Genomic DNA, 26,133 nt, shown 5'->3' with positions numbered 1-26,133 from the left:
CACTACCGAGATGCCGAGACGGTGATTTGGCCAAAGCCCCAGTGTTCCAGCGTGCGATCCAATGGCCCCTGCGGTGCGCGTCACCCAGCGGACAGGCTTCATCGGCCCGTCCCTTCCATAATTTCGTGCATGACCACCTCCCTGCGCTCCACGCTCGACTTCCTGCTCTACGACTGGCTCCAGGCTGAATCGCTCAATGCGCGCGAGCGCTTTGCGGACCACTCGCGCGAGACGTTTGACGCTGTGCTGGACACCTGCGAGCGCATCGCGCGCGAGAAGTACGCGCCGTTCAACCGCACGGTGGACACGCAGGAGCCCCAATTCGACGGCGAAAAGGTCATCCTGCCCCCGTGCACGCACGATGCGCGGCAGGCGTTTGCCGACAGCGGCATGCTCAGCGCGGCGCAGGACTATGCGCTGGGCGGCATGCAGCTGCCGTATGTCGTGGAGTCGGCGGCCAACAGTTTCTTTGGGTGCGCGTCGATCAGCATTGGCTCCAACCTGCTGACCACGGGCAACGCCAACGCCATCCTCGTGCACGGCACACCCCTGCAGCAGCAGGTGTTTGCCGCCAACGAATTCAACGGCCGCTGGGCGGGCACCATGTGTCTTTCGGAGCCGCAGGCAGGCTCGTCCTTGAGCGACATCACCACGCGCGCCGAGGCCGACGGCGCAGACTTCGAGGTCGACCCGCTGGGCCCGCGCTACCGCCTGCGTGGCAACAAGATGTGGATCAGCTCGGGCGACCATGAGCTGACCGAGAACATCGTGCACCTGGTGCTCGCCAAGATCCCCGGGCCGGACGGCAAGCTGGTGCCGGGAGTGAAGGGCATTTCGCTCTTCATCGTGCCCAAGAAGCTGGTGGATACCGATGGCCAACTGACGGGCGAGCGCAACGACGTGGCGCTGGCCGGACTGAACCACAAGCTGGGCTGGCGCGGCACCACCAACACGCTGCTGAATTTTGGCGAGGGCAGGTACCCCGTGCGCGGCGGCGCCGGCGCCATCGGCTACCTCGTGGGCCGGCCGGGCGAGGGCCTGAGGTGCATGTTCCACATGATGAACGAGGCACGCATCGCCATCGGCATGGCGGCAACCACGCTGGGCCTGGCAGGCTACTACGCCAGCCTGGACTACGCCAGGACGCGGCTGCAGGGCCGCCCGGTACAGGGCAGCACCAGCGCCGCCGGCAGTGCCGCCAAGGACGCCAGCCAGCCGCCGGTGCCGCTGATCCGGCATGCGGACATCAAGCGCATGCTGCTTGCGCAAAAGAGCTACTGCGAAGGCGCGCTGGCGCTCAACCTGTACTGCGCGCGGCTGGTGGACGAGGGCCGCACGGGCGAGCCGCAGGCGGCGCAGGATGCGAGGCTGCTGCTGGAGGTGTTGACCCCCATCGCCAAGAGCTGGCCCAGCGAGTTCTGCCTGGAGGCCAACAGCCTGGCGATACAGATCCACGGTGGCTACGGCTACACGCGCGACTTCCCCGTGGAGCAGTACTGGCGCGACAACCGCCTGAATATGATCCACGAGGGCACGCACGGCATCCAGGCCGCCGACCTGCTGGGCCGCAAGGTGGTGATGCAGGGCGGCGCAGGCCTGCAGCTGCTGGCGCGCACCATTGGCGCCACCATTGCCCAGGCGCGCAAGCATCCGGAACTCGCCTCCTGGGCGGACCAACTGGCCCAGGCCCTGCAGGACGTGGGCGAAGCCACGCAGGCCGCCTGGGCCACCGGCAACCCTACCGAGGCGTTGGCTAACGCCGTGCCCTACATGCAGGCCTTCGGCCACACGGTGCTGGCCTGGATGTGGCTGGACGTGGCGTGCAGCGTGCTCGCACGGGATGCTACTCTTTCAATAGCTGCTAGCGCCGGAAGGATGGGCGCTGCACGCTATTTTTATCACTATGAATTGCCGCGCATCGGTGCCTGGCTGCAGGTGGTGCGCCAGCGGGATCTGACCTGTGCGGCACTGGATGAAGACGCGTTCTGACGCCACGCGCTCTCCGCAGGGTGGTGGTCGCCCGCATGGGCAACGGTCTATGCTTGCCGCATGGATGCGCCCCAGACCCTGCTGATCGTCTACCACTCGCTGACCGGCGGCACGCGCCAGATGGCCGAGGCCGCGCGCGCCGGCGCCGCGGCCGAGCCCGCCGTGGCGGTGCGCCTGCTCCACGCGGCGCAGGCGGGGCCGGACGATGTGCTGGCCGCGCAGGGCTACCTGTTTGCCACGCCGGAGAACCTGGCGGCCATCAGCGGCCAGCTCAAGGACTTCTTCGATCGCTGCTACTACCCGGTGCTGGACCGCATCAATGGCCGGCCCTACGCCAGCCTGGTCTGCGCCGGCAGCGACGGCCAGAACGCCGCACGCCAGATCGCCCGCATCGCCACGGGCTGGCGGCTGAAGGCCGTGGCCGAGCCGCTGATCGTCTGCACCCACGCCCAGACGCCCGAGGCGATCCTCGCTCCCAAGCAGATCGGCGCGGCGGACCTGGAGCGCTGCCGTGCGCTGGGCGAGGCGTTGGCCACCGGGCTCGCGCTGGGGGTGTTCTAGTGCTGCGACCCGAAAGTGTCGGGACATGAAAGCGCGCCTTCGCCCGCGAGGCGGCGTTGCCCATCCTCGCAATGGCCACGGTCGTTGCTGCGGTTCGCGCCTGACCCTTGGGGCGAAGCCATCGATCGCCTTTTGTTCCTCCGCTCCCCGGTTGCGGTACTAGGCCCTGTCCATCCAGCGGCGCAGCGCCGCGCTGGCCCAGTCCACCGCGACCGATAGCGCCAGCATCGCCAGGATCACCGTGCCCGCCTGCGCATGGTGGAACAGCGACAGCTCCACGTAAAGCAACTGCCCCAGGCCGCCCGCGCCCACGAAGCCGAGGATGGCGGCCATGCGGATGTTCATCTCCCAGCGGTACAGCGTGTAGGCCACCAGTTGCGGCGCCGCCCCGGGCAGCGTGCCGTACAGGAACGCCAGGGCGCCGCTGCTGCCAGCCTGGCGCAGCGCACGCGCGGCCGTGGCCGGGGTGTTCTGCAGCGCCTCCGCATACAGCCGGCCCAGCACGCCCGTGGTGTGCAGGGCCAGCGCCAGTGCGCCGGCAAACGGCCCCAGGCCCACGGCCAGGGCGGTGAGCGTGGCCCATACCAGCTCGGGCACCGAGCGCAGCAGGTTCAGCAGCAGGTTCCATCCCGCGCGCCGGCGCGGCAGGGCCAGCAGCAGGGCCAGCAGGGCGGCCAGCAGCGTGCCCACGATGGAGATGGCCAGCGTCTCCCACACGCCGCGTGCCACCTGCCGCAGCCAGGCGCGGCCCAGCTCGGGCGGGAAGAAGCCGCCCGCAAATTCGGCCATGCTGTGCGCCGCCTCGGCGGTGAAGAGCGCGGGCAGGTCCATGTCCAGCAGCCACAGGCTGGCCGCCAGGGCGGCCAGCACGGCCGCAGTCAGCGCGCCGCTGCGCCAGCCCAGCGGCGCGGCGCGTGCCGCGGGGGGCGCATCCAGCGCGCGGCGCAACCCGCCCGACAGCGCATCGGCCGCCAGCACCAGCAGCATGAAGGTCACGAGAATCGTGCAGGCCTCGCCGCCGTTGAGCATCTTCATGGCCTGGTCCATGAGCTGGCCCAGCCCGCCCGCGCCCACGAAGCCCATCACCACCGAGGCGCGCACCGCGCATTCCCAACGGTACACGGTGTAGGAGGTGAGTTCGCGCGCCGCCTGCGGCAGCAGGCCGTAGAGCAGGGCGATGGGCCGGCGCGCGCCGCTGCGCACCAGCGCCTGGGCCGGTGCGGCGGGCACGGATTCGAGGATCTCGGCATACACCTTGCCCAGCATGCCTCCGTAGGCCAGCCCCAGCGCCAGCACGCCCGCCGTCGGACCCAGGCCGAACACGCGCACGAACACCAGCGCCCACACCAGTTCCGGAATGCCGCGCAGCACCGTGAGCACGCCACGCGCCACAGGGTTCAGCCGGGGGTGCTCGCGTGCGGCGTTGCCGGCCCAGTAGGCCAATGGCACCGCCAACACGAAGGCCAGTGCCAGCCCTGTGGTGGCAATCGCCAGCGTTTCCAGCGTGGCGCGCGCCAGCAGGGCCAGGAAGTCGGCACCCGTTTCAGGCGGCAGAAACTGGCGCAGGAACCCGCCCAGCACGCGCAGGTTCTCGGGCGCCAGCAGAGCTGCCAGGTCAAAGCCCGACGCCTGCAACAGCGGCCACAGCAGCACCACGGCCAGCAGCGCGCCGCCCAGCCGACCGCGTGCGGCCGGGTCGCGCAGGTGCGGGGCGGGGTGCGTCAACGGCATGAGGCGTAGCTGCTGGTGGTCGGGGGCGGCGTGGGCGTTTCATCCGGCGCGAGCGCGCCGTCGCCGGGCGGGGCGTACAGCGCCTGCAGCAGATCGGGCGTGACCGCGCCGGCCGGCAGGTCGAAGGCGATGCGCCCCTCGCGCAGGCCCACCACGCGCGCAAAGCAGGCCAGCGCCAGGTCCACCGCGTGCAGGCTGGCGACCAGCGTGGCGCCACGCGCGGCCGCGTCCTGCACCAGCAGCTGCACGGTGGCCAGCGCCAGCGTGGGGTCGAGGGCAGAGACGGGCTCGTCGGCCAGCAGCAGCGCTGGCTGCTGGTACAGCACGCGGGCAATGCCCACGCGCTGCAGCTGCCCGCCCGAGAGCTGGTCGCAGCGCGCGAACAGCTTGTCCTGCAACTGCACGCGCTGCAGCGCGGCGTGCGCACCCGGCAGGTCGGCCGGGTACAGCAGCGAGGCCAGCGCCTTCCATGCGGGCCATTGGCCCAGGCGCCCGGCCAGCACGGCGGTCACCACGCGCTGGCGCGGCGGCAGGGGCGGGGCCTGGTGGACGGTGCCGATGCGCGCGCGCAGCGCACGCGGCGGAGGCCACGAAGCATGGGGCGTGTCGGGCGACGACGCGCCCAGGGCGGAGCCCAGCACGTGCACGCGGCCGGCGCTGGCGGGCAGGGCCGTGCCCAGAAGGTTCAGCAGGGTGGTCTTGCCCGCCCCCGAGGGGCCGATCAGCGCCAGGCTCTCGCCCTGGCGCGCGGCCAGGGTGATGCCGCGCAGCGCCACATGGCCGCCGGGGTGGCATAGATCCACGCCGTCCAGCTCGAAGCTCATGGTTGCTCTTGTTTCAATAGCTGCTAGCGCTTATCCAGAAAGCGCTAGGGGCTGATTTGATCAAAAACGCCAATGGCGCACGCGCGGGCTACCTGGGCCAGGCCCGCGCGCGCCGGCGCGCTTACTTCAGCAGGCCGGCCGTCTTGGCGGCGTCTTCGATGCCGTCGTAGTTGCGCGGCTCGGTGGCGATGAAGCGCGAGGCGCGCTGCAGTTCCAGGATGGCCTTGTGCTCGGGCTTGGCGGGGTCGAGCGCCAGGAAGGCGGCCTTGATCTTCTGCACCACGGCGGGATCGAGATCGCCGCGCACGGTCCAGTTGTAGTCGAAGTAGGGTGGGGTGGTGGCGAACACCCGTACCTTGGACGGATCCACCTTCTTGGTCTCGACCAGCTTGTCCCAGACGGAGGCGTTGAGCACGCCGGCCTGCGCCTTGCCAGCGGCCACGAAGGCGACGGTCGCGTCATGCGCGCCGGAATAGGCCACGGTCTTGAAGTCCCGCTCGGGCTGGACGCCGGCCTGCTGCAGGAAGTAGCGCGGCATCAGGCTGCCCGAGGTGGACGAGGGAGCGCCAAAGGCAAAGGTCTTGCCCTTGAGGTCGGCCAGGCCCTGGATGGTGGGGTCGGCGGTGATGAAGCGCGAGGTAAAGCGTGCGTCCTCCTCCCGTTGCACCAGCGGAATGGCCGTACCACCCGTGCGGATGCGCGCCTGCACGTAGGTGAAGCCGCCCAGCCAGGCCAGGTCCAGCTTGCGCGTGGCCAGGGATTCGACCACGGCGGCGTAGTCGGTTACCGGGGTGAACACCACCTTCATGCCGGTGGCCTGCGACAGGTATTCGCCCAGCGGCTTGAACTTGCGTTGCAGTTCGGTAGGCGCTTCGTCGGGGATGGCGGATACGCGCAGCACCTGCGGCTCGGCGGCCTGGGTGGACAGGAGGGGAGAGAAGCTGGCGACAGCGGCGGCGGCTGCGGCAAAGCGGCGCAGCGCCGCACGGCGTGCGGTCGTTGAAGAGGTCATGGCGGTGCGGGAAAGTTGAATCGAGCGCGCTGCAAGCCGAGGGCCTGCGGGGTGTGCGCGAGGGCCGCCATTGTCGCCCAAGGTGGCGCCGGCTGCCCGGGTGGCGCGCGGCCGGCGGTGAACGCTCAGCCCGCCGCCTGGGGCGTGGGCAGCACCGGGGGGCGCCGCCCCGGCAGCAGCAGCGCCACCCCCGCGGCCACCATCAGCAGCGCGCCCGACAGGCCGAAGGCGATCCAGTGCGTGCCGAAATGCTCATAGCCCCAGCCGCCCAGCCAGGCGCTGATCATGGCCCCCACCTGATGCCCCAGGTAGGCCCAGCCGTAGAGCACGCCCACCAGCCGCACGCCGAACATGTCGGCCAGGATGGCGGACGACAGCGCGATGCTGCCCGCCCAGGCAATGCCGCCGATCACCGAGGTGCCGTACAGCTCCAGGGTATTTCCCGCCAGCAGCAGGGCAAAGAAGCCCACGCCGCGCACGCAATAGATGGCGGCCAGCAGCTTGCGCCGCGGCAGCCGGTCGGCCAGGCGCCCCAGTACCATGGTGCTGGGAATGGCCACCAACCCGATCAGGCCGATGCCGAAGGCGCTGGTGGTGGCGTCAAAGCCATGGTCCATCAGCATGGGCATGCCGTGCGTGCCCAGCAGGTTCATGCTGAAGCCGCAGGCGAACAGGCCCAGCGTGATCTTGAGGAAGGTGCCGGTGCGCATGGCCTGCAGCACCGTGTAGTGCTGCCCTGCGGGAGCCACCGGGTTCGCCGCACGAATGGGGCTGCCGGGCAGCGGGGCATCGCCATCGGCAGGCGCCTCGTCGCGGATCACCCACAACGCCGTGGGCACGGTGATGACGGTGAACAGCGCGGCAAAGCCCAGCAGCGTGGCCTGCCAGCTCAGATGCTGCAGCGCCATGCCCAGCGCGGGCGTCATGATGGCGATGCCGGCCATAGAGCCCGTGGACAAGAAGAACAGCGCCATGCCCCGGCGGCGGTTGAACCAGCGGCTGATGACCGGCGTGAGCGCCACCGGGCTGGTGAATCCCGCGCCCACGGACATGAGGATGCCGAAGCTCAGCAGCAGCCCCAGCGGCGTGCGCGTGTTCACTGCCCAGAGTGTCGACGCCACCAGCAGGACCGTGCCCGCCAACAGCACGAAGCGTGTGCCCCGGCGCGCCACCAGCCAGCCCGCCAGCGGCATGGCCGCGCCGTAGCACAGCATGCCCACGGCAACGATGGACGACAGCAGGCTGCGCGAAAAGCCCAGGTCCTCGGCCATGGGCAGGAACAGCGGGCCCAGCCCCAGGCGCAGGCCCACGGTGAGGGCGGTGAGCACGGTGGCCGCGGCCACGATGTTCCAGCCGAAGTACCAGCGGGCCGGTGAGGAATCTTGAGAGGACATGGGGGCGACGGGCGTGGGGCCGGTTGAATGCGACCCTTGGTTGTAACGGCTCCCGTGGGCCGTGTGCGCCGGCTGCGGCCGGCGGCGCATCGCGATTGGCGATGGGGGCTGCCGCAACGCGCGAGGGGCGGTGACCCGGTAGCCCGGTGGCCCGGTGGCCCCGCGGCGCGGCAGCGACGGCGTCAGCGGCGGAACAGCCCGTCCGCGTCGATGATGGACAGCTCCACGTAGCTCAGGCCCGTGCGGTCGCCGGGGCCGTAGCCCAGCTCCAGCCCGCCCAGGTCGTAGTGGCTCATGCTGCCCAGCGCGGTGACGATCTTCTCGCGCGTGGGCTTGGGGCCGGCGCGGCGCAGGCCTTCCACCAGCACCTTGGCGGAGGTGAAGCCTTCCATCACCGAGGGCGACAGCGTTAGGTTGCCCTTGGCCTTGGCCAGAGCGGCGGCCTCGCGGTTGATGGCGTAGCCCATGGAGCGCACGTTGGGGAACACCTGCGTGACGATCACGCCGCGCACCGAGTCGCCCAGCTGGGCGACGAAGCCGCGGGATGCGTTGTTCGACACCGTGACCACCTGCATGGACGAGCCGGCCTTGCGCAGCGCTTTCACGCCGTCGCTCACCGCCACGCTGGAGCCGATCCAGATGACCGCCTGGGCCTGCGCCTGGATGAGCTGCGGCACGATGGTGGCGTAGTCCGGCTTGGCACGGTCGGCCTTGATCACGGCCACGGGCTTGCTGCCCACGTTGGCAAAGCCCTTCTGGGCACCGGCCAGGCAGTCCTCGCCAAAGCTGTCGTCCACATGCACCACAGCGATGCGCTGGACCATGATGGTGTGCAGGTGCTCCACGGCCTTCTCGGTCTCGGCCTGGTAGCTGGAGCGCACGTTGAACACCAGTGGGTTGGCGGGCTTGTGGAAGGTCATCGCACCCGTGGAGGGCGCCACCAGCGCCACGCCGTGCTTGGCCAGGTGCGGCAGTATGGCTTCGGTGTGCGGCGTGGCGCGGCTCATGAACAGCGCGGCCACGTTGTCGTCTTCGATCAGGCGGCGTGCGTTCTCGCCGGCGAGCTTGGGTTCGAACTTGTCGTCCAGCGTGATCAGCTTGATGCGCTCGCCATGCACGCCACCCTTGGCATTGATGTGGTCCAGATACAGGTGCACGCCCGCGAGGGTCTCGCCCACGCTGGCGGCCACCGGGCCGCTGACGGCCGTGGTCTGCCCGATCAGGATGTCGGCCGAGGCGGCGCCGCCGCTCAGGGCGCCCGCCAGCAGGCAGGCGGCTTGCCAGGCGCGCAGGCGCCCATGGGGTTTCTGGTTCATGGTTCCTCCCTGTGCCCGCGTTGCACCAAGTGGGTGCATGGGCTGTGGTTTTGCACTGGCAGCGGGTGGCTGCAGTCCCTCAAAAGGTGCATATTGTGACCGCGATGTGGCACGGCCGGCGTACGTGGTGCGCGTGTGGCGCCAGAAAGGTCACATACCGGAACGCACATTCCCGCATCACGCACCTACCGTTGTCGAGCCAGCCCGGCCGCCGGCGATGCTGCCAGCCGCACGGCGCGATAACCCGCGGCGGTGGCCAGGTGCAATGGGCACGCCTGCACGGCGGCGAGCGCAGCCCGGCGACGCATGCCGGCGCGCCGGTGGCCGTGGCGCGCGCGCCCAGGCGCCGTAGCGCTGCGGGGGCCAACCATGCCCCGCGCCCATCAGCGCCATGGGCCGCAGGGTGGGACATGCAGGCGCCGAGAATCCCCATGCCGGCCCGTCGATCCCATGGCCGTGGGGAAGGGGCCCCGCTTCAGCGTGGCCAGCGCCACCGTCGCCAGGCATTCCAATACGCAGGGGCCGGCACCGGCCCCAGCGGCGCTGTGGTCAGGGGTGTCAGGGGCCGTCCGTGGGCCAGGGCGCGTCGCCGTAGAGCTGCTCCACGCCGATGCCCGTGGCCAGGCGTTGCAGCGGCAGGGGCGGCGGGTCCAGCGGCAGCCGCAGGCGCTGGTAGGCGCCTTCACTGGACAGGCCGTAGGGCGCGGCGTCGCGGTTGTCGAAGGCGTAGAACACCCTGTCCGCGCCGGCCATGACCAGCGCCGCCAGGCACATGGGGCAGGGGTGGCCGCTGGCGTAGACCGTGCAGCCCACCAGGCTGGGGTTCGCCCGCTGGCGCGTTGCGGCGCGCAGGGCCTGCATCTCGGCGTGGGTACTGGGGTCGTGGCTGTGCACGATGTCGTTCACGCCGGTGGCGATCACCTCGCCGCCGCGCGCGATCACCGCGCCGAAGGGCCGGCCCCCGCGGGCCCGGTTGTCGTGGGCCAGGTGCACGGCCCGGCGCAGCAGGGCGGTATCGGTGGACATGGGAACTCCTGAAAAATGAGCGGCCCCCGCTTTCCCCGCGGGCTCCGCGGCCGGATTGTCCTTTGGACACAAAAACCCTGCCGATGAATCACGCATGTGACATGTGTGGCGCGGGCCGCTCGCCACAATAGCCGCTCAAAATCCTGCCGCCGCGCCTCCGTTGCCCACTGTGGGCGATGGCACGGCGTACCACAGACTCTTGGGGAGACACCTTCATGGCCCGTACCGCGCAACAACTCTTCGACCTCTCGGGCAAGACCGCCCTCGTCACCGGCGGCTCGCGCGGCCTGGGGCTGCAGATGGCGCACGCGCTGGGCGAGGCGGGCGCGCGCATCATGCTCAGCTCGCGCAAGGCCGAAGACCTGGAGCAGGCCGCCGCCGAGTTGCAGGCCGCCGGCATCGACGCGCGCTGGGTCGCCGCCGACTGCGCGCGCGAGGAAGACATCCACCGCCTGGCCAGCGAGACGCTGCAGCGCATGGGCGACGTGGACATCCTGATCAACAACGCCGGCGCGAGCTGGGGCGCGCCGGCCGAGGACCACCCCGTGGCCGCATGGGACAAGGTCATGAACCTGAACGTGCGCGGCTACTTCCTGCTGTCGCAGGCGATCGGCAAGCACAGCATGATCCCGCGCAAGAGCGGCCGCATCATCAACGTGGCATCCATCGCGGGGCTGGCGGGCAACCCGATCGAGATGAAGACCATTGCCTACAACACCTCCAAGGGTGCGGTGATCAACTTCACGCGCGCGCTGGCCTGCGAGTGGGGCGTGCATGGCATCGGCGTGAACGCGATCTGCCCGGGTTTCTTCAAGACCAAGATGGCCACCGTGCTCATCGAGACGCTGGGCGAGGAAAAGATGGCCGCGCACGCGCCGCTGCGCCGCCTGGGCGACGACGAAGACCTCAAGGGCATCACGCTGCTGTACGCCAGCGAGGCGGGCAAGCACATCACCGGCCAGTGGCTGGCCGTGGACGGGGGCGTGAGCGCGGTCATCGGCGGCTGACGGCAAGGGCGAACCACCGCGCCAGGGGCACTATCCTTGCGGTCTTTTTTTACCTGAGCAAGGAGCTTCCCGTGCTGGATTTTGGTGCCGACATTCCCTTCGTCAAAGAGCTGGGCTTCACCCTGCATCACATGCAGGGCGGAACGTCCGAACTGCACTTTGAGGCGCGGCCCGAGCACATGAATTCCTACGCCGTCACCCATGGCGGCGCCACCATGACGCTGCTGGACGTGACCCTGGCCACGGCCGCGCGCAGCGATACGCCGGACATGGGCGTGGTCACCATCGAGATGAAGACCAGCTTCATGCACCCGGCGCGCGGCCCGCTGGTGGCCAAGGGGCGGCTGCTGCACCGCACGCGCTCGCTGGCCTTCGTCGAAGGGGCGGTGTACGACGCCGAAGGGCGCGTTTGCAGCCATGCCACGGGCACTTTCAAATACGTGCCCAAGGCCGTGCCCGGCGGCGTGTCCACCGACTGAGTCTTGAATGAAAAGTGGCTCTGGAGCTTATGTACCAAGCGCTAGAAGCTATTGAAACAATAGCAAAATTTAACCTGGAGATTTCGCATGCCACGCAACCAACAGATCCTCCTCGACAACCGCCCCCAGGGTGAAGCCACGGTGGACAACTTCCGCCTGGTCACCACCGATACGCCTGCGCTGCAGGACGGCCAGGTGCTGGTGCGCCACCATTACCTGAGCCTGGACCCCTACATGCGCGGGCGCATGAACGACAGCAAGAGCTACGCCGCCAGCCAGCCGCTGGGCGAGGTGATGATCGGCGGGACGGTGGGCGAGGTCGTCGAGAGCCGCCACCCGGCCTATGCCGTGGGCGACAAGGTGGTAGGCATGGGCGGCTGGCAGGAGTACAGCGTGGCCGACGGCAACACGCCCGGCATGCTGCGCAAGGTGGATACCACCCACGTGCCGCTGTCGGCCTACCTGGGGGCCGTGGGCATGCCCGGCGTGACCGCCTGGTACGGCCTGGTGAAGATCATCGCCCCGAAGGCGGGCGAGACCGTGGTGGTGAGCGCCGCCAGCGGCGCCGTGGGCAGTGCCTTCGGCGCGCTGGCCAAGGCGCGCGGCTGCCGCGTGGTGGGCATTGCCGGCGGCCCGGACAAGTGCCGCTATGTGACTGAAGAGCTGGGCTTTGACGCCTGCGTCGACCACCGTGCGAACGGCGATTTGAAGAGCATGGCCCGCGCGCTCAAGGAAGCCTGCCCGGACGGCATCGACGGCTACTTCGAGAACGTGGGCGGCTACATCCTGGACGCCGTGCTGCTGCGCGCCAACGCGTTCGCCCGCGTGGCCGTGTGCGGCATGATCGCCGGCTACGACGGCCAGCCGCTGCCGCTACAGAACCCCGCGCTCATCCTCATCAACCGCATGAAGGTCGAGGGCTTCATCGTCAGCGAACACATGGAGGTGTGGCCCGAGGCGCTCAAGGAACTGGGAGGCCTGGCGGCCAGCGGCAAGCTGCGCCCGCGCGAGACCATCGCCCAGGGCCTGGCCGCGGCGCCCGAGGCGTTCCTGGGCCTGCTCAAGGGCAAGAACTTCGGCAAGCAACTGGTGAAGCTGGTTTGACGGTGCAGTGGAGCTGGGCACGGTTTGACGACCTGGGCGTGCACGCGCTGCACGATGCCCTGGCCCTGCGCTGCCGGGTGTTCATCCTGGAGCAGGGCCCCTACCAGGACCCGGACGGCGCGGACAAGCACGCCTGGCACCTGCTGGGCCGCGCGCAGCCGCAGGGGCCGCTGCTGGCCACGCTGCGCGTGGTGGACCCCGGGGTGAACTACGCCGAGCCCTCGATCGGCCGCGTGGTCTGCGCGCCCGAGGCGCGCGGCAGCGGCCTGGGCCGCGCGCTGGTGGCTGAGGGGCTGGCGCAGTGCCAGCGGGTATGGCCGGGGCGCCCGGTGCGCATCAGCGCGCAGGCGCACCTGCAGCGCTTGTATGGCAGCCTGGGGTTTGCTACGGTGTCCGATCCCTATCTGGAAGACGACATCCCGCATGTCGAGATGCTGTGGAGCCCGCCGCCACAGGCCTGAAAGGGCGCAAGGCAGGGGCCGTCTTTCGCACCGCACCGGAGAGCGCGCATGACCGAACTCATCCTGCACCACTATCCCGCCTCGCCGTTCGCACACAAGGTGCGCTGCGTGCTCGGCTTCAAGCAACTGGCGTGGAAGTCGGTGATCGTGCCCAGCGTCATGCCCAAACCCGACGTGGTGGCACTCACCGGCGGCTACCGGCGCACGCCCTTCCTGCAGATCGGGGCTGACATCTATTGCGACACGGCGCTGATCTGCGATGTGCTGGAGCATCTGCAGCCCGAGCCCGTGCTGTACCCGCCGCACCTCAAAGGCGTCTCGCGCGTGTTCGCCCAGTGGGCGGACATGGTGCTGTTCGGGGCTGCCATGGCCTACTGCCTGCAGCCGCGCGGGGCACAGGCGCTGTTCGCCGGCCTGCCCGATGGTGCGGCCGAGGCTTTTCGCAACGACCGCCGCGCCATGGGCACGGCGCGCACCCACCCGGCGGACGCCACGGCGGCCTACCGCTCGTACCTGCGGCGCATCGCCAACATGGTGGAAGAGCACGACTTTCTCTTCGGCGCCGAGCCCTGCGTGGCCGACTTTGCCGCCTACCACCCGCTGTGGTTCACGCGCGAATGCGTGCCGGTGATGGCCGACATTCTCTCGGCCACGCCGGCGGTGCTGGAGTGGATGGATCGCATGGCCGCGCAGGGCCAGGGCCGCGCGGAGAAGTTCAGCGCCCAGGACGCCGTCACCGTTGCCGCAGGCGCGCTACCCCAGCCGCTGCCCGCCGAGGCCTTCCAGGACGAGCATGGCATCCCCCTGGGCAGCCGCGTGACGATCACCGCCGAGAGCTTTGGGCCCGAGCCCACCGAAGGCACGCTGATCGCTGCCACGCGCACGCGCTACACGCTGGCGCGCACCGACCCGCGCGCGGGCGACGTGTATGTGCACTTCCCACGCGTGGGCTATGTGCTGCGCCGCGCCGCATGAGATTTCCATTCATAGACCGCAGGAGACACACAGCATGATCGACAACTTCGCCGGCAAGACCGCCGTGCTCACGGGGGCGGGCTCGGGCTTTGGCCTGGAGTGCGCCCGCATCGGCGCGCGCCTGGGCATGAACCTGGTCCTCGTGGACGTGCAGCAGGACGCGCTGGAGCGCGCCGCCGTGGAGCTGGCCGCCGCTGGCGCCCCCGTGCTGGCGCGCCGGGTGGACGTGTCCAGCGCCGCGCAGATGGAGCAGCTGGCGCAGGACGTGGTGCAGCACTTTGGCGCGCCGCACCTGGTGTTCAACAACGCGGGCGTGGGATCGGGCGGGCTGGTGTGGGAGAACTCGGCCCGCGACTGGGAATGGGTGCTGGGCGTGAACCTCATGGGCGTGGTGCACGGCGTGCGCCTGTTCACCCCGCTGATGCTGCAGGCCGCCAAGGACGACCCCGCCTGGCGCGGGCACATCGTCAACACCGCCAGCATGGCCGGCCTGCTGGCCCCGCCCAACATGGGCATCTACAACGTCAGCAAGCACGCCGTGGTGGCACTGAGCGAGACGCTGTACCAGGACCTGGCGCTGGTCACCGACCAGGTGGGCGCCAGCGTGCTGTGTCCGTATTTCGTGCCCACGGGCATCAGCCAGAGCGAGCGCAACCGCCCGCAGGTGCTGGCGGACGAGCGGCCCACCAAGAGCCAGCTCATCGGCCAGGCCATGATCGGCAAGGCCGTCACCAGCGGCAAGGTGACGGCCGCCGAGGTGGCGCAGAAGGTCTTCGACGCCGTGGCGGCGGGGCAGTTCTACATCTACAGCCACCCGCAGGCGCTGGGGGCCGTGCGCACGCGCATGGAAGACGTGGTGCAGGCACGCAACCCCACCGACCCGTTCGCGGACAAACCCGAGCTGGGGGCGCAACTGCGGGCGGCGTTGCGCGCGCAGTGACCGGCTTTTGAATTGAAATGGCTTCTGGCGCTTGCTGGATAAGCGCTAGCAGCTATTGAAAATGTAGCGTTTGCGCGTCCGCCCAGGTGCAGGGTGCGCAGAGCGTCCGCTCAGGGCGCCGGGCGAACCAGCCGTATGGGCAGGCGCGTGCTGCGGCCCACGTCGCCGCGGGCCTCGCCGCTGGTCATGTCCACGGCCCAGCCCTGCTGCACCGACAGGCTGCTCTCGCCCGCGCCGCCGCGCGCCACATTGCCGTAGGCGTAGGGGTTCACGCTGAGGGTGTTGACGCTGGCGGTGCCGGTCCAGTGCCATTCCAGGGGCGCATTGGGAAAGAGTTGGGGGTCGACCGAGGGCGGCTGCGCGTTGCGGTTGACCAGGCGGCGCAGCTCGGGCACGCGCGGCAGGCGCCAGCGCACGCCCTCGTCCTTCCAGCGCTGGCGCACCAGCGCCTGGGCCTCGCCGTAGGTGTAGCGCAGGGCCACGCCGGTGCAGGTGGCGCCTGTCCATTGCATGCCCTGCGCGCAGCGCGGCCAGGCCAGCCGCGCCTGCGTATCGATCACCAGCGCGCCGTCGGGCGACGGCACCAGCACCGGCTGGGCGGGCGCGACCGGAACGGGCGGGGCGTCGTCGGCCTCGTCCTCACGGTCCGTGGCGGCGAGGGCGGGCGCGGCCAGGAGCAGGGCGCCAGCGCACAGGGCCAGGGTGGCGGCCCAGCCGCGCAGGGCGGGGGCGATCGGGGGCAGGGGCATGCGGTGTCTCCGGGCGAGGCAGTACAGGACGGCAGGAACAGTGCGGCCGAGCCGCGCACGCGATTGTCGGGCGGCGGCAGGGCCAGGCAACCCGTGAACAGCGGGCAGTAAGGGCGGCTTTTGTGGCCATCGAACGCACGCGGGTGCCGGCCGCGGCGCTGCATGGGAGGCGATGTGGGCCTTCGCGCAGCGCGCCAGCACGATCCGGCCAGTGTGGCGACAATCGCCCGAATGCCCTTTTCCCCGTTCTTCCGCATGGCCCTGATCCTGGGCCTGCTCTCCGCCATCGGCCCATTTGCCATCGACATGTACCTGCCGGCGCTGCCGGCCATCGGCGCGGCGCTGCGGGCCGACGTGGGGGCGGTGCAGTGGAGCCTGACGGCCTTCTTCCTCGCGCTGGGCGTGGGCCAGTTGGTCTACGGCCCGGTGTCCGACATGGTCGGGCGCAGGCCGCCGCTGTTCTTCGGGCTGGGCCTGTTCACGCTGGCCAGCGTGGGCTGCGCGCTGGCGACCGACGTGCACACGCTCGTGCTGCTGCGCTTTGTGCAGGGGCTCGGCGCGGCGGCGGGCATGGTGATTCCGCGCGCGGTGGTGCGCGACCTGCACACGGGCACCGCGGCGGCCCGGCTCATGTCGCTGCTGATGCTGGTGTTCAGCGTGTCGCCCTTGTTGGCGCCATTGGTGGGCAGCGGCGTGATCGCGCTGGCCGGCTGGCGCGGCGTGTTCTGGGTGGTGGCGGTGGCGGCGCTGGCCGGGCTGGTGTTGGTCCAGCGGGCGCTGCACGAGACACGGCCCGCCGGCCAGCGGGTGCGCAGTTCCGTGGGTAGCGCGGCCGCGGCCTACACGACGCTGCTGCGCGACTGGCACTACCTGGGGCTGGTGGGGATCGGCGGCTGCTCCATGGCGGGTTTCTTCGTTTACCTGGCGGGCTCGCCTTTCGTGCTGATCAACCACTACGGGTTGTCGCCGGTGCAGTACAGCGTGGCGTTTTCGGTCAACGCGGCGGCCTTCTTCGCCAGCGCGCAGTTCACGGCGCGGCTGGGGCGGCGCTACGGCATGGCGCCGGTGGTGAAGGCGGCCGCCAGCGGCGCGGGCGCGGTCATGCTGGCCCTGCTGGCGCATTACCTGCTGGGCGGCGACCGGCTGGCCGTGCTGCTGGTGCTGTACTTCGTTGCCAGCGCGCTGATGGGGCTGGTGATCCCCACCACCTCCGTGCTGGCGCTGGAGGAGCACGGCACCATTGCGGGGACGGCGTCCGCCCTCATGGGCACGCTGCAGATGCTGATCGGCACCCTCGCCATGGCGGCGGTGGGCCTGTTTGCCAGCGACGCGCCCCTGCCCATGGTGGTGGGCATGGCCACGGGGGCGCTGACGGGGGTGGCGTTGACCTGGATCACGCTGGGGCCGGCGGGCGCGCAGCGCATCGCGCACGGCGCCGCGAAAGACATCGCCCCGGAGCGCCGGCCATGAGCGGCTTACCCGTGGGTGCGCCGCCCCTGGCCGACGGCCTGCCGCAGCCCGCACGCCGCCAGGCGATGCTGGTCATCGTTCTCGGGCTCACGCTGGCGGTGCTCGACAGCAGCATCGTCAACCTGGCGCTGCCCGACATCGCACGCCAGTTGCAGTCGGGCGCGGCGCAGAGCGTGTGGGTGGTCAACGCCTACCAGCTCGCCACGCTGGTCGTGCTGCTGCCGCTGGCCGCGCTGGGCGAGCGCGTGGGCTACCGGCGCGTGTATCTGGTGGGCATGGCGCTGTTCGCGCTGGCGTCGGTGGGCGCCATGCTGGCGGCCAGCATGCCCGCCTTGATTGCCGCGCGGGCGTTGCAGGGCCTGGGCGCCGCGGGCGTGATGGCCGTGAACGCGGCGCTGGTGCGCCTGATCTATCCGCGCGCACAACTGGGCCACGGCATGGCCATCAATTCGCTGGTGGTGGCCACCGCGTCCATGGCGGGGCCGTCGGTGGCGGCGGCCATCCTGTCGGTGGCGTCATGGCCCTGGCTGTTTGCCATGAACCTGCCCTTGGGCGTGGGAGTCTGGTGGCTGGGGCGGCGTGCGCTGCCGGTCAATCCTCCATCCGCCAACCGTGCGCCGCGCTTTTCCGCCATCGACGTGCTACTCAACGGCGCCATGTTCACGCTGCTGTTCCTCGGCGGGGAGCAACTGGGCGTGCGCAGCGCGGCGCAGGGCGGCAGCGCGGCCACGGGTGCGATCCTGCTGGCCGCGGGTGTGGCCGTGGGGGCGGTGTTCCTGTGGCGCCAGCGCGGCTTGGCGGCGCCGCTGTTTCCGGTGGACCTGCTGCGCATTCCGGTGTTCGCCCTGTCGATGGGCTCGTCCGTGGGGGCGTTCTGCGCGCAGATGCTGGGCTTTCTGTCGCTGCCCTTTCTGCTGTTGGAGGCGCAGGGCCGCACCCACTTGGAGGCCGGGCTGCTCATTACGGCCTGGCCCCTGGCCACCGCCGTGGTGGCGCCGCTGGCGGGTCGGTTGATTGGCCGCTACCCGGACGGCCTGCTCGGCGGCATTGGCATGGCGGTGTTTGCTGCCGGCCTGATCTCGCTGAGCCTGATGCCCGCGCAGCCCGCGGACTGGAACGTGGCCTGGCGCATGGCGCTGTGCGGTGCCGGCTTTGCGCTGTTTCAGTCGCCCAACAACCACACCATCGTCACCTCGGCCCCGCTGCACCGCAGCGGCGCGGCCAGCGGCATGCTGGGCACCGCGCGCCTGACGGGCCAGACACTGGGCGCCGTGTCGCTCGCGGCCATCTTCGCCCTGCGGCCGGGGCACGATGGAAGCGCGGAGTCGCTGGCACTGCTGGTGGCGGGGGTGTGCGCGGTGGTGGCGGGGGTGTGCAGCTCGCTGCGGGTGAGGCAGCGGTAACAGAGGCAGAGCCGTGGCGCTTGTGCGCCCCATGTGGGCGGTGTTCTTGGCCTCCTTTTGGCGCAAGAAGAACGTCGTGCGGGCGCGGCAGTCCGTGATCGTCAGATCGTCAAAAAAGATAGCTGCCAGCGCTTGCCAGTCAAGCGCTAGAGCTGTTTTTGATCATAAAGAACCACCTGTTCCGCCAGCCGCTGCACTGTCAGCGGCGCACAGCCTTCCGCGTGGTTGCTGATGGTCACGAAGGCGTTTTGGCCCCGTCCGCAGATGCCCGCCACCGTGCGCGCCAGCAGCGCCAGGTTGTCGGGATCGGGGTCGTGAATGCGGTCGTAGGGCGCGTAGCCCTTTTCAGCGGCTTCATACCCCTGCGGGCCGTGCACGGGGTTCAGGTTCCACCGGCAGACCAGTGGGCCGGGCCAGAGCAGGCGCAGCAGCTGTAGTTGCTCGGCCAGGGGTGGCAGGCGCGCGTGCAGGCCCAGGCAGTAGGTGGCGCCGCTGCTGCGCAGTACGTCGGCGAAGTGGGGCAGGTGCGCGGGCGCCAGCCATTCGGGGTCGCGCACCTCGACGGCCAGCACGGCGTCGGGCGCCGCGGGGCGCAGCGCCGGTTGGGCCTGCAAGAGCGTGCGCAGTCGCTCCAACACCTCGGGCAGGCGGTCCAGCAGGTTCCAGGGCAGCGGGCTTAGCTGGAACACCAGCGCGCCGGTGCGCTGGCCCAGCCCCTCCAGTGCGGGCGCCACGAACTCCTGGGCGGCCAACTGCGCATCCAGGAAGGCCGGGTTGGGCTCGCGTCCACGGCCGTCCTCGCTGCGCACCAGCGCGTCGGTGACCAGGCTGGGCGCCTTGACCACGAAGCGGAAGTCCGCCGGCACCTGGGCCGCGTAGCGCGCATAGTCGCTGGCCGTGAGCGGGCGGTAGAAGCTCCGGTCGATGCTCACGGTGCGCATCAGCGGATGCTGGGCCAGCACGGGCAGGCCTTTGCGGGCCAGCAGCTGTTCGGAATGCGCCCCCTCCCACACGAAGCCCTGCCAGCCAGGGTAGCTCCAGGAGGAGGTGCCCAGCCGCAGCGTGGGCGGCAGCCGGTTGGCGAGTGTGCGCAGATCGTCGCCCCAGGCGGCGGGATGCACACCGGTGCGGCGGGTGGGCGACTTTTCCCGTGGGCGGGCGGGGGTGTCTTCCGGTGGTCGTGGCGGTGCTGAGGGCGATGCTGAGGGTGATTGCGGCGCACCGCCAAACAGATCGTCCTGCATGGATCACAGGCCCTCGAACAGGCCGCTCGCGTTGAGCAGGGCGTAGACGATCTCGGGGTTCCGGTCCATGCTTTTCTTGATGGCCGCAGGGATGGCCTGGCGCGTCTTGCGGCACAGGCCCGGCTGCTCCTGGACCAGCACGGTGATGCCACGCAGGCTGCGCACCTCGTTGGGGCTGGTGCCGATGGTCAGGCGCACGCCGAGCTGCTCGAACAGGCGCTGCTCCATGTGGCGCAGGTCGGCCAGGCTGGTGAGGCTCTCCAGGCGCTGCACGAGGCGCTTTTCCTCGTCGCGCGTGAGGCGCAGGATGCGCACATCACCGCCGGGCGTGCGCATCAGCGCGTCGCGCTCGCACACGCAGGCGCCGGGCGGGCATTCGGTGCGGAGGGGAAAGGGCGGGGTGGACATCGGCAGTTGCAATTTTAGGGAGCAAGCCCTGTGGCAAACTCGCGCGCTTCGTGTTTTGACCCGTCTCAGAAGGCACATGCAGCAGATCGTTCGGCAGTTGGCCGCAGAAATCAAAGTCACCGAATCCCAGGTCCGCGCCGCGGTGGAGCTGCTCGATGGCGGGGCCACCGTGCCCTTCATCGCACGCTACCGCAAGGAGGTGACCGGCGGCCTGGACGATGTGCAACTGCGCGAGCTCGAAGCGCGCCTGGCCTACCTGCGCGAACTGGAAGACCGCCGCGTGGCCGTGCTGAAAAGCATCGACGAGCAGGGCAAGCTGACCGACGCATTGCGCGCTGCCATTGCTGCTGCTCCAACGAAGCAGGAGTTGGAAGACATCTACCTGCCGTTCAAGCAAAAGCGCCGCACCAAGGGCCAGATTGCCAAGGAGTTCGGCATCGAGCCGCTGGCCGACAAGCTGCTGGCTGACCCCACGCTGGACCCGCACGCCGAGGCCCAGGCCTTCTGCCAGCCCGCCACCACGCTCGATGACGGCAAGCCGGGGCCCGACTTCTCGACCACCTTCGCCGTGCTCGACGGCGTGCGCGACATCCTGTCCGAGCGCTGGGCCGAGGACGCCGTGCTGGTGCAGTCGCTGCGCGAATGGCTGTGGGCCGAGGGGCTCTTGCGCAGCAAGAAGGTGGACGGCAAAAACGAGAACGACCCCGAGGTGGCCAAGTTCCGCGACTACTTCGAGTACGACGAACCGATTGGCCGTGTGCCCTCGCACCGCGCGCTGGCGGTGTTCCGCGGCCGCGCGCTGGAAATCCTGGAAGCCAAGCTGGTGCTGCCCGTGGAGCCCGAGCCGGGCCAGCCCAGCATCGCCGAGGGCAAGATCGCCCTGCACCTGGGCTGGAGCCACCAGGGCCGCAAGAGCGACGACCTGCTGCGCAAGTGCGTGGCCTGGACCTGGCGCGTGAAGCTCAGCCTGTCCACCGAGCGCGACCTGTTCTCGCGCCTGCGCGAAGAGGCCGAGAAAGTGGCCATCAAGGTGTTTGCCGACAACCTGCGCGACCTGCTGCTGGCCGCGCCCGCCGGCCCGCGCGCCGTGATGGGGCTGGACCCCGGCATCCGCACTGGCGTGAAGGTGGCCGTGGTGGACCGCACCGGCAAGCTGGTGGAGACCGCCACCGTCTACCCGCACGAGCCGCGCCGCGACTGGGACGGCAGCCTGGCCACGCTGGGCCGCCTGTGCATGAAGCACGGCGTGCAGCTCATCGCCATCGGCAACGGCACCGCCAGCCGCGAAACCGATAAGCTCGCGGCCGAGTTGATCAAATTAATGCAAAAACAGGCGGTAGACCAGGCGGGGCAAGCGCTACCAGCTATTGAAAAGATAGTGGTGAGCGAGGCTGGCGCCTCGGTGTATTCCGCCAGCGAGTACGCCAGCCAGGAAATGCCCGACGTGGACGTGAGCCTGCGCGGCGCCGCCAGCATTGCGCGCCGCCTGCAGGACCCGCTGGCCGAGCTGGTAAAGATCGAGCCCAAGAGCATCGGCGTGGGCCAGTACCAGCACGACGTGAACCAGAGCGAGCTGGCGCGCACGCTGGACGCCGTGGTCGAGGACTGCGTGAACTCCGTCGGCGTGGACCTGAACACCGCCAGCGCGCCGCTGCTGGCGCGCGTGTCGGGCCTGTCGGGCAGCGTGGCCAAGGCCGTGGTGCGCTGGCGCGAGCAGCACGGCGCCTTCAAGAACCGCAAGCAGCTCATGGAGGTCAGCGGCCTGGGTGCCAAGACCTTCGAGCAGGCGGCCGGCTTCTTGCGCATCCGCGATGGCGACAACCCGCTGGACATGACCGGCGTGCACCCCGAGACCTACCCCGTGGTCGAGCAGATCATGGAAAAGACCGGCAAGCCGGTGGCCGAGCTCATGGGTCGCGCCGAGATGCTCAAGACGCTCAAGCCCGAGCTGTTCGCCAACGAGAAATTCGGCGTGATCACCGTGCGCGACATCCTGGGCGAGCTGGAAAAACCCGGCCGCGATCCGCGCCCCGACTTCAAGGTGGCGCGCTTCAACGAGGGTGTGGAAGACATTGCCGACCTGCGCGAGGGCATGGTGCTGGAGGGCACGGTGAGCAACGTGGCCCAGTTCGGCGCCTTCGTGGACCTGGGCGTGCACCAGGACGGGCTGGTGCATGTGAGCCAGCTCAGCCACAAGTTCGTGAATGACGCGCGCGAGGTGGTCAAGACCGGCGACATCGTCAAAGTGAAGGTGCTGGAGGTGGACGCGGCGCGCAAGCGCATCAGCCTCAGCATGAAGCTGGACGCCGCGCCAGCCCGGCGTGACGGCCCGCGCGACAACCGCTTCGAAGGCGCGGGCCGTGGCTACGCCGCGCCGCGCCGCGCGGCCGAGCCGGCACAGCCCTCGGCCATGGCCTCGGCCTTCGCCAAGCTGCAGCAGGGCAAGCGCTGAGCGCTACCCGTAAACAACCGTAAGAGTTGCATGGATAATGGCCCGACCTTCCTGTCTGGGCGATCCGATCCATGGAGTTGAACGCACTGCTGGCGCAGCCCATCACGCTGCCCAGCCTGCCACGCGCGGTGGCGCTGCTGATGAACGAGCTGAGCGCGGTCGAGCCCAACCTGCGGCGCCTGAACCAGCTCTTCGGCACCGACCCTGCACTGGCCGCGCGCCTGCTGGAAGAGGCGAACACGCCTCCATTCGCCGCGCAGCGCCAGATCGGCGGTATTCCTGAGGCGCTGGCGCTCCTGGGGGTGTCCCAACTGCGCGCGCTGGTGGCGTCCGCGCCGCTGGGGACCACGTCGCGCTCGGTGCCGGGGATGAACCTGCAGCACTTCTGGCGCTACAGCCTGCACACGGCCAAAGTGGCACGCGCGCTCGCCGGGCTGGTGCACCACAACCAGATCGCTGCCTACACGGCCGGCCTGCTGCACGGGGTGGGCGAGCTGGCCATGCACCTGGCCGACGCGGGCCGCATGCAGACCCTCAACAGCCTGGTGGGCCCGCTGGACCTGCGCCGCGCCCGGCTGGAACAGCACCTATGCGGCTACTGCTACGCCCATGTGAGCGCGGGGCTGGCCTGGCGCTGGCAGTTGCCCGAGACCGTGGTGGACGCGCTGCGCCACCACCATGCGCCATTCGACAACGATGTGTACGAGCCGCTGGCGGGCGTGCTGCACCTGGCCGCGTGGCGCGCCCGCGCGCGCGAGGCAGGGCTGGATGCGCGCGAGCTGGCGGGGTCTTTCCCCGGCGAAGTCGGCATCGCGCTGGGGTTGGACATCGACATGGTGCTGCAGCAGGACCCCATTGACTGGAAGGTACGCCCCGACGCGGGCGATTACGTGTGAGCCGGCGCATGCGTGAGGCGGGGGCGTGATGAAGGCGCTGTGCATCCATGCCGGTCCGCAGGCGCTGCGGCACATCGGGCGCCATGGCCTGGCGCCGAGCGACGTGGCCGTGATTCCCGCGGCCGCGGGCGGCCCGAAGGGACTCATCCTCGGCCCGCTGGACCGGTTTGTCTTTGGTGAATGGCTGGCGCAGTCGGCACAGCCGGTGGACCTGGTGGGAGCCTCCATCGGCGCGTGGCGCATGGCCACGGCGTGCCTGGATAACAGCCTGCCGGCCTTCGAACGGTTGGAGCACGACTACATCCACCAGGAGTACGAGCTGCCCCGCGGCGCGCGCCGCCCCACGGCGGACGCGGTGAGCGCGCAGTTCGGCCAGAACCTGCAGGCCTTTTTTGGCGGCCGTGTGGACACGGTGCTGGGCCATGCGCGCTACCGGTTGCACATCATCGCCGCGCGCGGGCGCCACCTGCTGGCGCGCGAGCACCGCTGGGCCACGCCGCTGGGCTACCTGGGCGCTTTCGCCAGCAATGCGCTGCACCGCCGCGCGCTGGCGCTGTGGCTGGACCGCGTGGTGTTCTCCACCGCTGCGCCGGGCGCGCTGCCATTTGACGTGCGCGACTTCCGCACCCACCAGGTGGCCTTGACCCCGCAGAATTTCATGCCCGCGCTGCAGGCCAGTTGTTCCATTCCCTTCGTGCTGCGCGCCGTGCACGACATCGCAGGCGCACCGCGCGGCGCCTACTGGGACGGGGGCATCACCGACTACCACCTGCACCTGCGTTATCAGGCACCAATCGCTATTAAAAATATAGCTTCTACCGCTTTGCCCGCGGGTGCTGCAGGCCAAAACGGCTTGGAAAGTGCACCGGGGATCGTGCTGTACCCGCACTTCCAGCACCGCGTGGTACCCGGCTGGCTGGACAAGGGGTTGCCCTGGCGCCACCGCGCCACGCCGGCGCTGGACCGCATGGTGTTGCTGTCGCCCCATCCCGACTGGGTGCGCAGCCTGCCCGGCGGCAAACTGCCGGACCGCACCGATTTCACCCGCTACGGCACCGACACGGCCGCGCGCGCCCGTGCCTGGAGCACCGCGACGGCGGCGGCGCAGCAGCTGGCGGACGAGTGGGCGCAGTGGCTGCGGCGGCCCGATCCCGCCCGCGTCCAGCCGCTGTGAGCGTGTCCGCCGCGGCGTGCCGCGGCAACGTCACCGGGGGCGAAAGACCAGCACGTGGCCCGCGGCGGTGCCGTCGGGCGCGTGCACGGCCGCCACGGAGTAGTCCACCGTGCGCGGCGCACCCGAATGGCAGGCGAGGATCGCGGTGGCCGCGGCGCCCGCGCCGTGCGCAGCATGCCCCTGCGTTCCCGAGGCGGCAAGCACGGAGTGCGGTGGCTCCAGGCGAAAAACCTCATCGACGTGGCGGCCGACCGTCTGCCCCTGCGCGAGCCCGATGACCCGCTGGGCCGCGCCGTTGATCGTGCGCACGAGGCCCTGCGCGTCCATGGTGATGACGCCATCGGCCACGGCGTCCAGCGCGGCCTCCGCACACGCACGGCCGGCGCGCTCTGCCTGCAGTGCCTGGGTGTGCTCCGTCATGTCCACCAGCACGCCGATGGTGCCGGCGGGTACGCCGTCGGGCGCGGTGAAGGTGGCGTGGTAGCAGGCCATCTCGTGCGGCACGCCCTGCAAGGGGCGTACGGTGGTCTGCCATCCCGAGGGCCGGTCGGACAGCCGCTGGGCCAGGACGATGGAGGAGTCCACGCCATCGGCCCAGAGCTGGTCCAGCGTGCCCGCGACGGTGGCGGGGCGGGAGGCATTGAGCAGTTCGCGCCAGGCCTTGTTGGTCTCCAGGTGCGCGCCATCCGCCCCCAGCACGAACAAAGGCAGGGGCAGGGCGTTCACCAGCTGGCGGCGAAAGTGCAGTTGCTCGTTCTGCTGCCGCTGGGTTTCCTGCAGGGACAGCACCAGGGACTGGACCTTGCCCGCCATGTCGTTGAAGGTGTCGGCGATTTCGCGCGCCTCCAGCGTGCCCGTGCGGCGTATGCGCGCGTCCAGGTGGCCTTGCTTGAAGCGCTCCGCCGCGTGCCGCATGCGGTCCAGCATGCGGTCGTTCGCGCGCAGGATCAGGGTCAGCAGGAGCAGGATGGTGAAGATGTTCAGCGCCGTGATGCGCAACTGCGTGGCCATGGCGCTCCAGGCGCGGTCCACGTAGTGCTGGGGCCACAGCGCCAGCGCCAGCTGCCCCGTGCGGCCGTCCGCCAGCCGGTGCGCCACCGTGTGGCGCGGGGTGGGCAGATCCAGCAGCTGCACGAACCACGGCGGCGCCTTGGTGGGCGGCATGGCGTTGCGCAGGTCGACGGCCGGGCGGGAGGGCAGTTCCCAGCGAATGGACTGGATTGGTGCGTCCGCGACCTGCGCGGCCTGGCGCAGGCGCTCCTGCGCTGCAGCATTGCCGGCAGGCTCGTCCAGCGCCTGCAGCACGGCGTACGCGGCTGCCTGCAGCTCTGCGCGCATGCGCAGCTGCGCCTCCTCACGCTCGGCGCCCACCAGCGCGTGGTAGCGCACCAGCGTGACCGCCACCATGATCAGCACAATGGGAACGTACAGGCGCGGGTAGGTGCCTTGCGTCAGCCATTTGGAGAGCGGGTGTGTGCGCATGCGGTACGCGACCCCGCCGAACCGGCGGAATGCGTG

General features: G+C 70.2%; 23 protein-coding genes. 13 read left to right on the top strand and 10 right to left on the bottom strand.

Annotated features, from left to right (window positions below):
- The first annotated feature begins 129 nt into the window (after positions 1-129).
- Positions 130-1,989: an acyl-CoA dehydrogenase gene (locus AC1PPL_RS10585; RefSeq protein WP_479973243.1), complete on the top strand. Its 1,860-nt coding sequence runs from the start codon at positions 130-132 to the stop codon at positions 1,987-1,989.
- Between the two features lie 60 nt (positions 1,990-2,049).
- The gene (locus AC1PPL_RS10580; protein WP_479973242.1) at positions 2,050-2,550 is read left to right on the top strand and encodes a flavodoxin family protein; all 501 of its coding nucleotides are present in this window, start codon (positions 2,050-2,052) and stop codon (positions 2,548-2,550) included.
- Positions 2,551-2,709: 159 nt separating this feature from the next.
- On the opposite strand, the gene AC1PPL_RS10575 is transcribed toward AC1PPL_RS10580, so the two are convergent.
- The 6 genes from AC1PPL_RS10575 to AC1PPL_RS10550 form a co-directional block, all read right to left on the bottom strand.
- Positions 2,710-4,281, bottom strand: a complete 1,572-nt coding sequence (locus tag AC1PPL_RS10575; RefSeq protein ID WP_479973241.1) for a PhnE/PtxC family ABC transporter permease — start codon at positions 4,279-4,281, stop codon at positions 2,710-2,712.
- A complete protein-coding gene (locus tag AC1PPL_RS10570; protein WP_011804961.1) occupies positions 4,272-5,105 on the bottom strand; it encodes a phosphonate ABC transporter ATP-binding protein in 834 nt (277 codons plus the stop codon). Before AC1PPL_RS10570 ends, AC1PPL_RS10575 begins: the two co-directional genes overlap by 10 nt.
- Before the next feature lie 121 nt (positions 5,106-5,226).
- The gene (locus tag AC1PPL_RS10565) at positions 5,227-6,117 is read right to left on the bottom strand and encodes a putative selenate ABC transporter substrate-binding protein (RefSeq protein WP_015913507.1); all 891 of its coding nucleotides are present in this window, start codon (positions 6,115-6,117) and stop codon (positions 5,227-5,229) included.
- Between the two features lie 125 nt (positions 6,118-6,242).
- Positions 6,243-7,511 carry an MFS transporter gene (locus tag AC1PPL_RS10560; protein WP_312791753.1) on the bottom strand — a complete coding sequence of 423 codons (1,269 nt, stop codon included), beginning with the start codon at positions 7,509-7,511 and terminating at the stop codon, positions 6,243-6,245.
- Between the two features lie 182 nt (positions 7,512-7,693).
- Entirely contained in the window at positions 7,694-8,827 is a 1,134-nt protein-coding gene (locus tag AC1PPL_RS10555) for an ABC transporter substrate-binding protein (RefSeq protein WP_479973240.1), read from the bottom strand.
- Positions 8,828-9,385: 558 nt separating this feature from the next.
- The gene (locus tag AC1PPL_RS10550; RefSeq protein ID WP_479973239.1) at positions 9,386-9,853 is read right to left on the bottom strand and encodes a nucleoside deaminase; all 468 of its coding nucleotides are present in this window, start codon (positions 9,851-9,853) and stop codon (positions 9,386-9,388) included.
- A gap of 215 nt (positions 9,854-10,068) precedes the next feature.
- On the opposite strand from AC1PPL_RS10550, the gene AC1PPL_RS10545 reads away from it, so the two are divergent.
- The 6 genes from AC1PPL_RS10545 to AC1PPL_RS10520 all read left to right on the top strand — a co-directional run bounded on the left by AC1PPL_RS10545 (position 10,069) and on the right by AC1PPL_RS10520 (position 14,819).
- The gene (locus AC1PPL_RS10545; RefSeq protein WP_011804965.1) at positions 10,069-10,860 is read left to right on the top strand and encodes an SDR family oxidoreductase; all 792 of its coding nucleotides are present in this window, start codon (positions 10,069-10,071) and stop codon (positions 10,858-10,860) included.
- Positions 10,861-10,931: 71 nt separating this feature from the next.
- A complete protein-coding gene (locus AC1PPL_RS10540; RefSeq protein ID WP_015913503.1) occupies positions 10,932-11,339 on the top strand; it encodes a PaaI family thioesterase in 408 nt (135 codons plus the stop codon).
- 87 nt (positions 11,340-11,426) lie between these two features.
- Positions 11,427-12,443: an NADP-dependent oxidoreductase gene (locus AC1PPL_RS10535; protein WP_479973238.1), complete on the top strand. Its 1,017-nt coding sequence runs from the start codon at positions 11,427-11,429 to the stop codon at positions 12,441-12,443.
- Positions 12,440-12,904: a GNAT family N-acetyltransferase gene (locus AC1PPL_RS10530; RefSeq protein ID WP_015913501.1), complete on the top strand. Its 465-nt coding sequence runs from the start codon at positions 12,440-12,442 to the stop codon at positions 12,902-12,904. Before AC1PPL_RS10535 ends, AC1PPL_RS10530 begins: the two co-directional genes overlap by 4 nt.
- A gap of 48 nt (positions 12,905-12,952) precedes the next feature.
- Entirely contained in the window at positions 12,953-13,879 is a 927-nt protein-coding gene (locus AC1PPL_RS10525; protein WP_135147981.1) for a glutathione S-transferase family protein, read from the top strand.
- 34 nt (positions 13,880-13,913) lie between these two features.
- The gene (locus tag AC1PPL_RS10520; RefSeq protein ID WP_088886548.1) at positions 13,914-14,819 is read left to right on the top strand and encodes an SDR family oxidoreductase; all 906 of its coding nucleotides are present in this window, start codon (positions 13,914-13,916) and stop codon (positions 14,817-14,819) included.
- 110 nt (positions 14,820-14,929) lie between these two features.
- On the opposite strand, the gene AC1PPL_RS10515 is transcribed toward AC1PPL_RS10520, so the two are convergent.
- Entirely contained in the window at positions 14,930-15,568 is a 639-nt protein-coding gene (locus tag AC1PPL_RS10515) for an Lcl C-terminal domain-containing protein (protein ID WP_047351373.1), read from the bottom strand.
- A 231-nt stretch (positions 15,569-15,799) separates the two neighbouring features.
- Here AC1PPL_RS10515 and AC1PPL_RS10510 point away from each other — a divergent pair, with 231 nt between their 5' ends.
- Both AC1PPL_RS10510 and AC1PPL_RS10505 read left to right on the top strand, forming a co-directional pair.
- Positions 15,800-17,038 (top strand): multidrug effflux MFS transporter, encoded by a 1,239-nt coding sequence (locus AC1PPL_RS10510; protein ID WP_424297252.1) that lies wholly within the window; start codon positions 15,800-15,802, stop codon positions 17,036-17,038.
- Complete coding sequence (locus tag AC1PPL_RS10505) at positions 17,035-18,441, top strand: MFS transporter (RefSeq protein WP_479973237.1); 1,407 nt, start codon at positions 17,035-17,037, stop codon at positions 18,439-18,441. The genes AC1PPL_RS10510 and AC1PPL_RS10505 overlap by 4 nt, the downstream gene beginning before the upstream one ends.
- A 146-nt stretch (positions 18,442-18,587) precedes the next feature.
- Here AC1PPL_RS10505 and AC1PPL_RS10500 read toward each other — a convergent pair whose 3' ends face one another.
- Together AC1PPL_RS10500 and AC1PPL_RS10495 are read right to left on the bottom strand one after the other, a co-directional pair.
- Entirely contained in the window at positions 18,588-19,685 is a 1,098-nt protein-coding gene (locus AC1PPL_RS10500; RefSeq protein WP_479973236.1) for a DUF72 domain-containing protein, read from the bottom strand.
- 3 nt (positions 19,686-19,688) lie between these two features.
- Entirely contained in the window at positions 19,689-20,093 is a 405-nt protein-coding gene (locus tag AC1PPL_RS10495) for a hypothetical protein (protein ID WP_479973235.1), read from the bottom strand.
- Between the two features lie 76 nt (positions 20,094-20,169).
- On the opposite strand from AC1PPL_RS10495, the gene AC1PPL_RS10490 reads away from it, so the two are divergent.
- From AC1PPL_RS10490 to AC1PPL_RS10480, 3 genes are all read left to right on the top strand, one after another.
- The gene (locus tag AC1PPL_RS10490) at positions 20,170-22,545 is read left to right on the top strand and encodes a Tex family protein (RefSeq protein ID WP_312793552.1); all 2,376 of its coding nucleotides are present in this window, start codon (positions 20,170-20,172) and stop codon (positions 22,543-22,545) included.
- Positions 22,546-22,616: 71 nt separating this feature from the next.
- Positions 22,617-23,441, top strand: a complete 825-nt coding sequence (locus AC1PPL_RS10485) for an HDOD domain-containing protein (protein ID WP_011804978.1) — start codon at positions 22,617-22,619, stop codon at positions 23,439-23,441.
- Between the two features lie 28 nt (positions 23,442-23,469).
- Positions 23,470-24,615 (top strand): patatin-like phospholipase domain-containing protein, encoded by a 1,146-nt coding sequence (locus tag AC1PPL_RS10480; RefSeq protein WP_479973234.1) that lies wholly within the window; start codon positions 23,470-23,472, stop codon positions 24,613-24,615.
- A 30-nt stretch (positions 24,616-24,645) separates the two neighbouring features.
- On the opposite strand, the gene AC1PPL_RS10475 is transcribed toward AC1PPL_RS10480, so the two are convergent.
- A complete protein-coding gene (locus tag AC1PPL_RS10475) occupies positions 24,646-26,097 on the bottom strand; it encodes a PAS domain-containing protein (protein ID WP_479973233.1) in 1,452 nt (483 codons plus the stop codon).
- Between the last annotated feature and the right edge of the window lie 36 nt (positions 26,098-26,133).

The sequence above is a fragment of the Diaphorobacter sp. B2A2W2 genome, assembly GCF_056730635.1.
The sequence above is the reverse complement of the archived record's forward strand: the minus strand, read 5'-3'. Positions and strand labels throughout refer to the sequence as shown.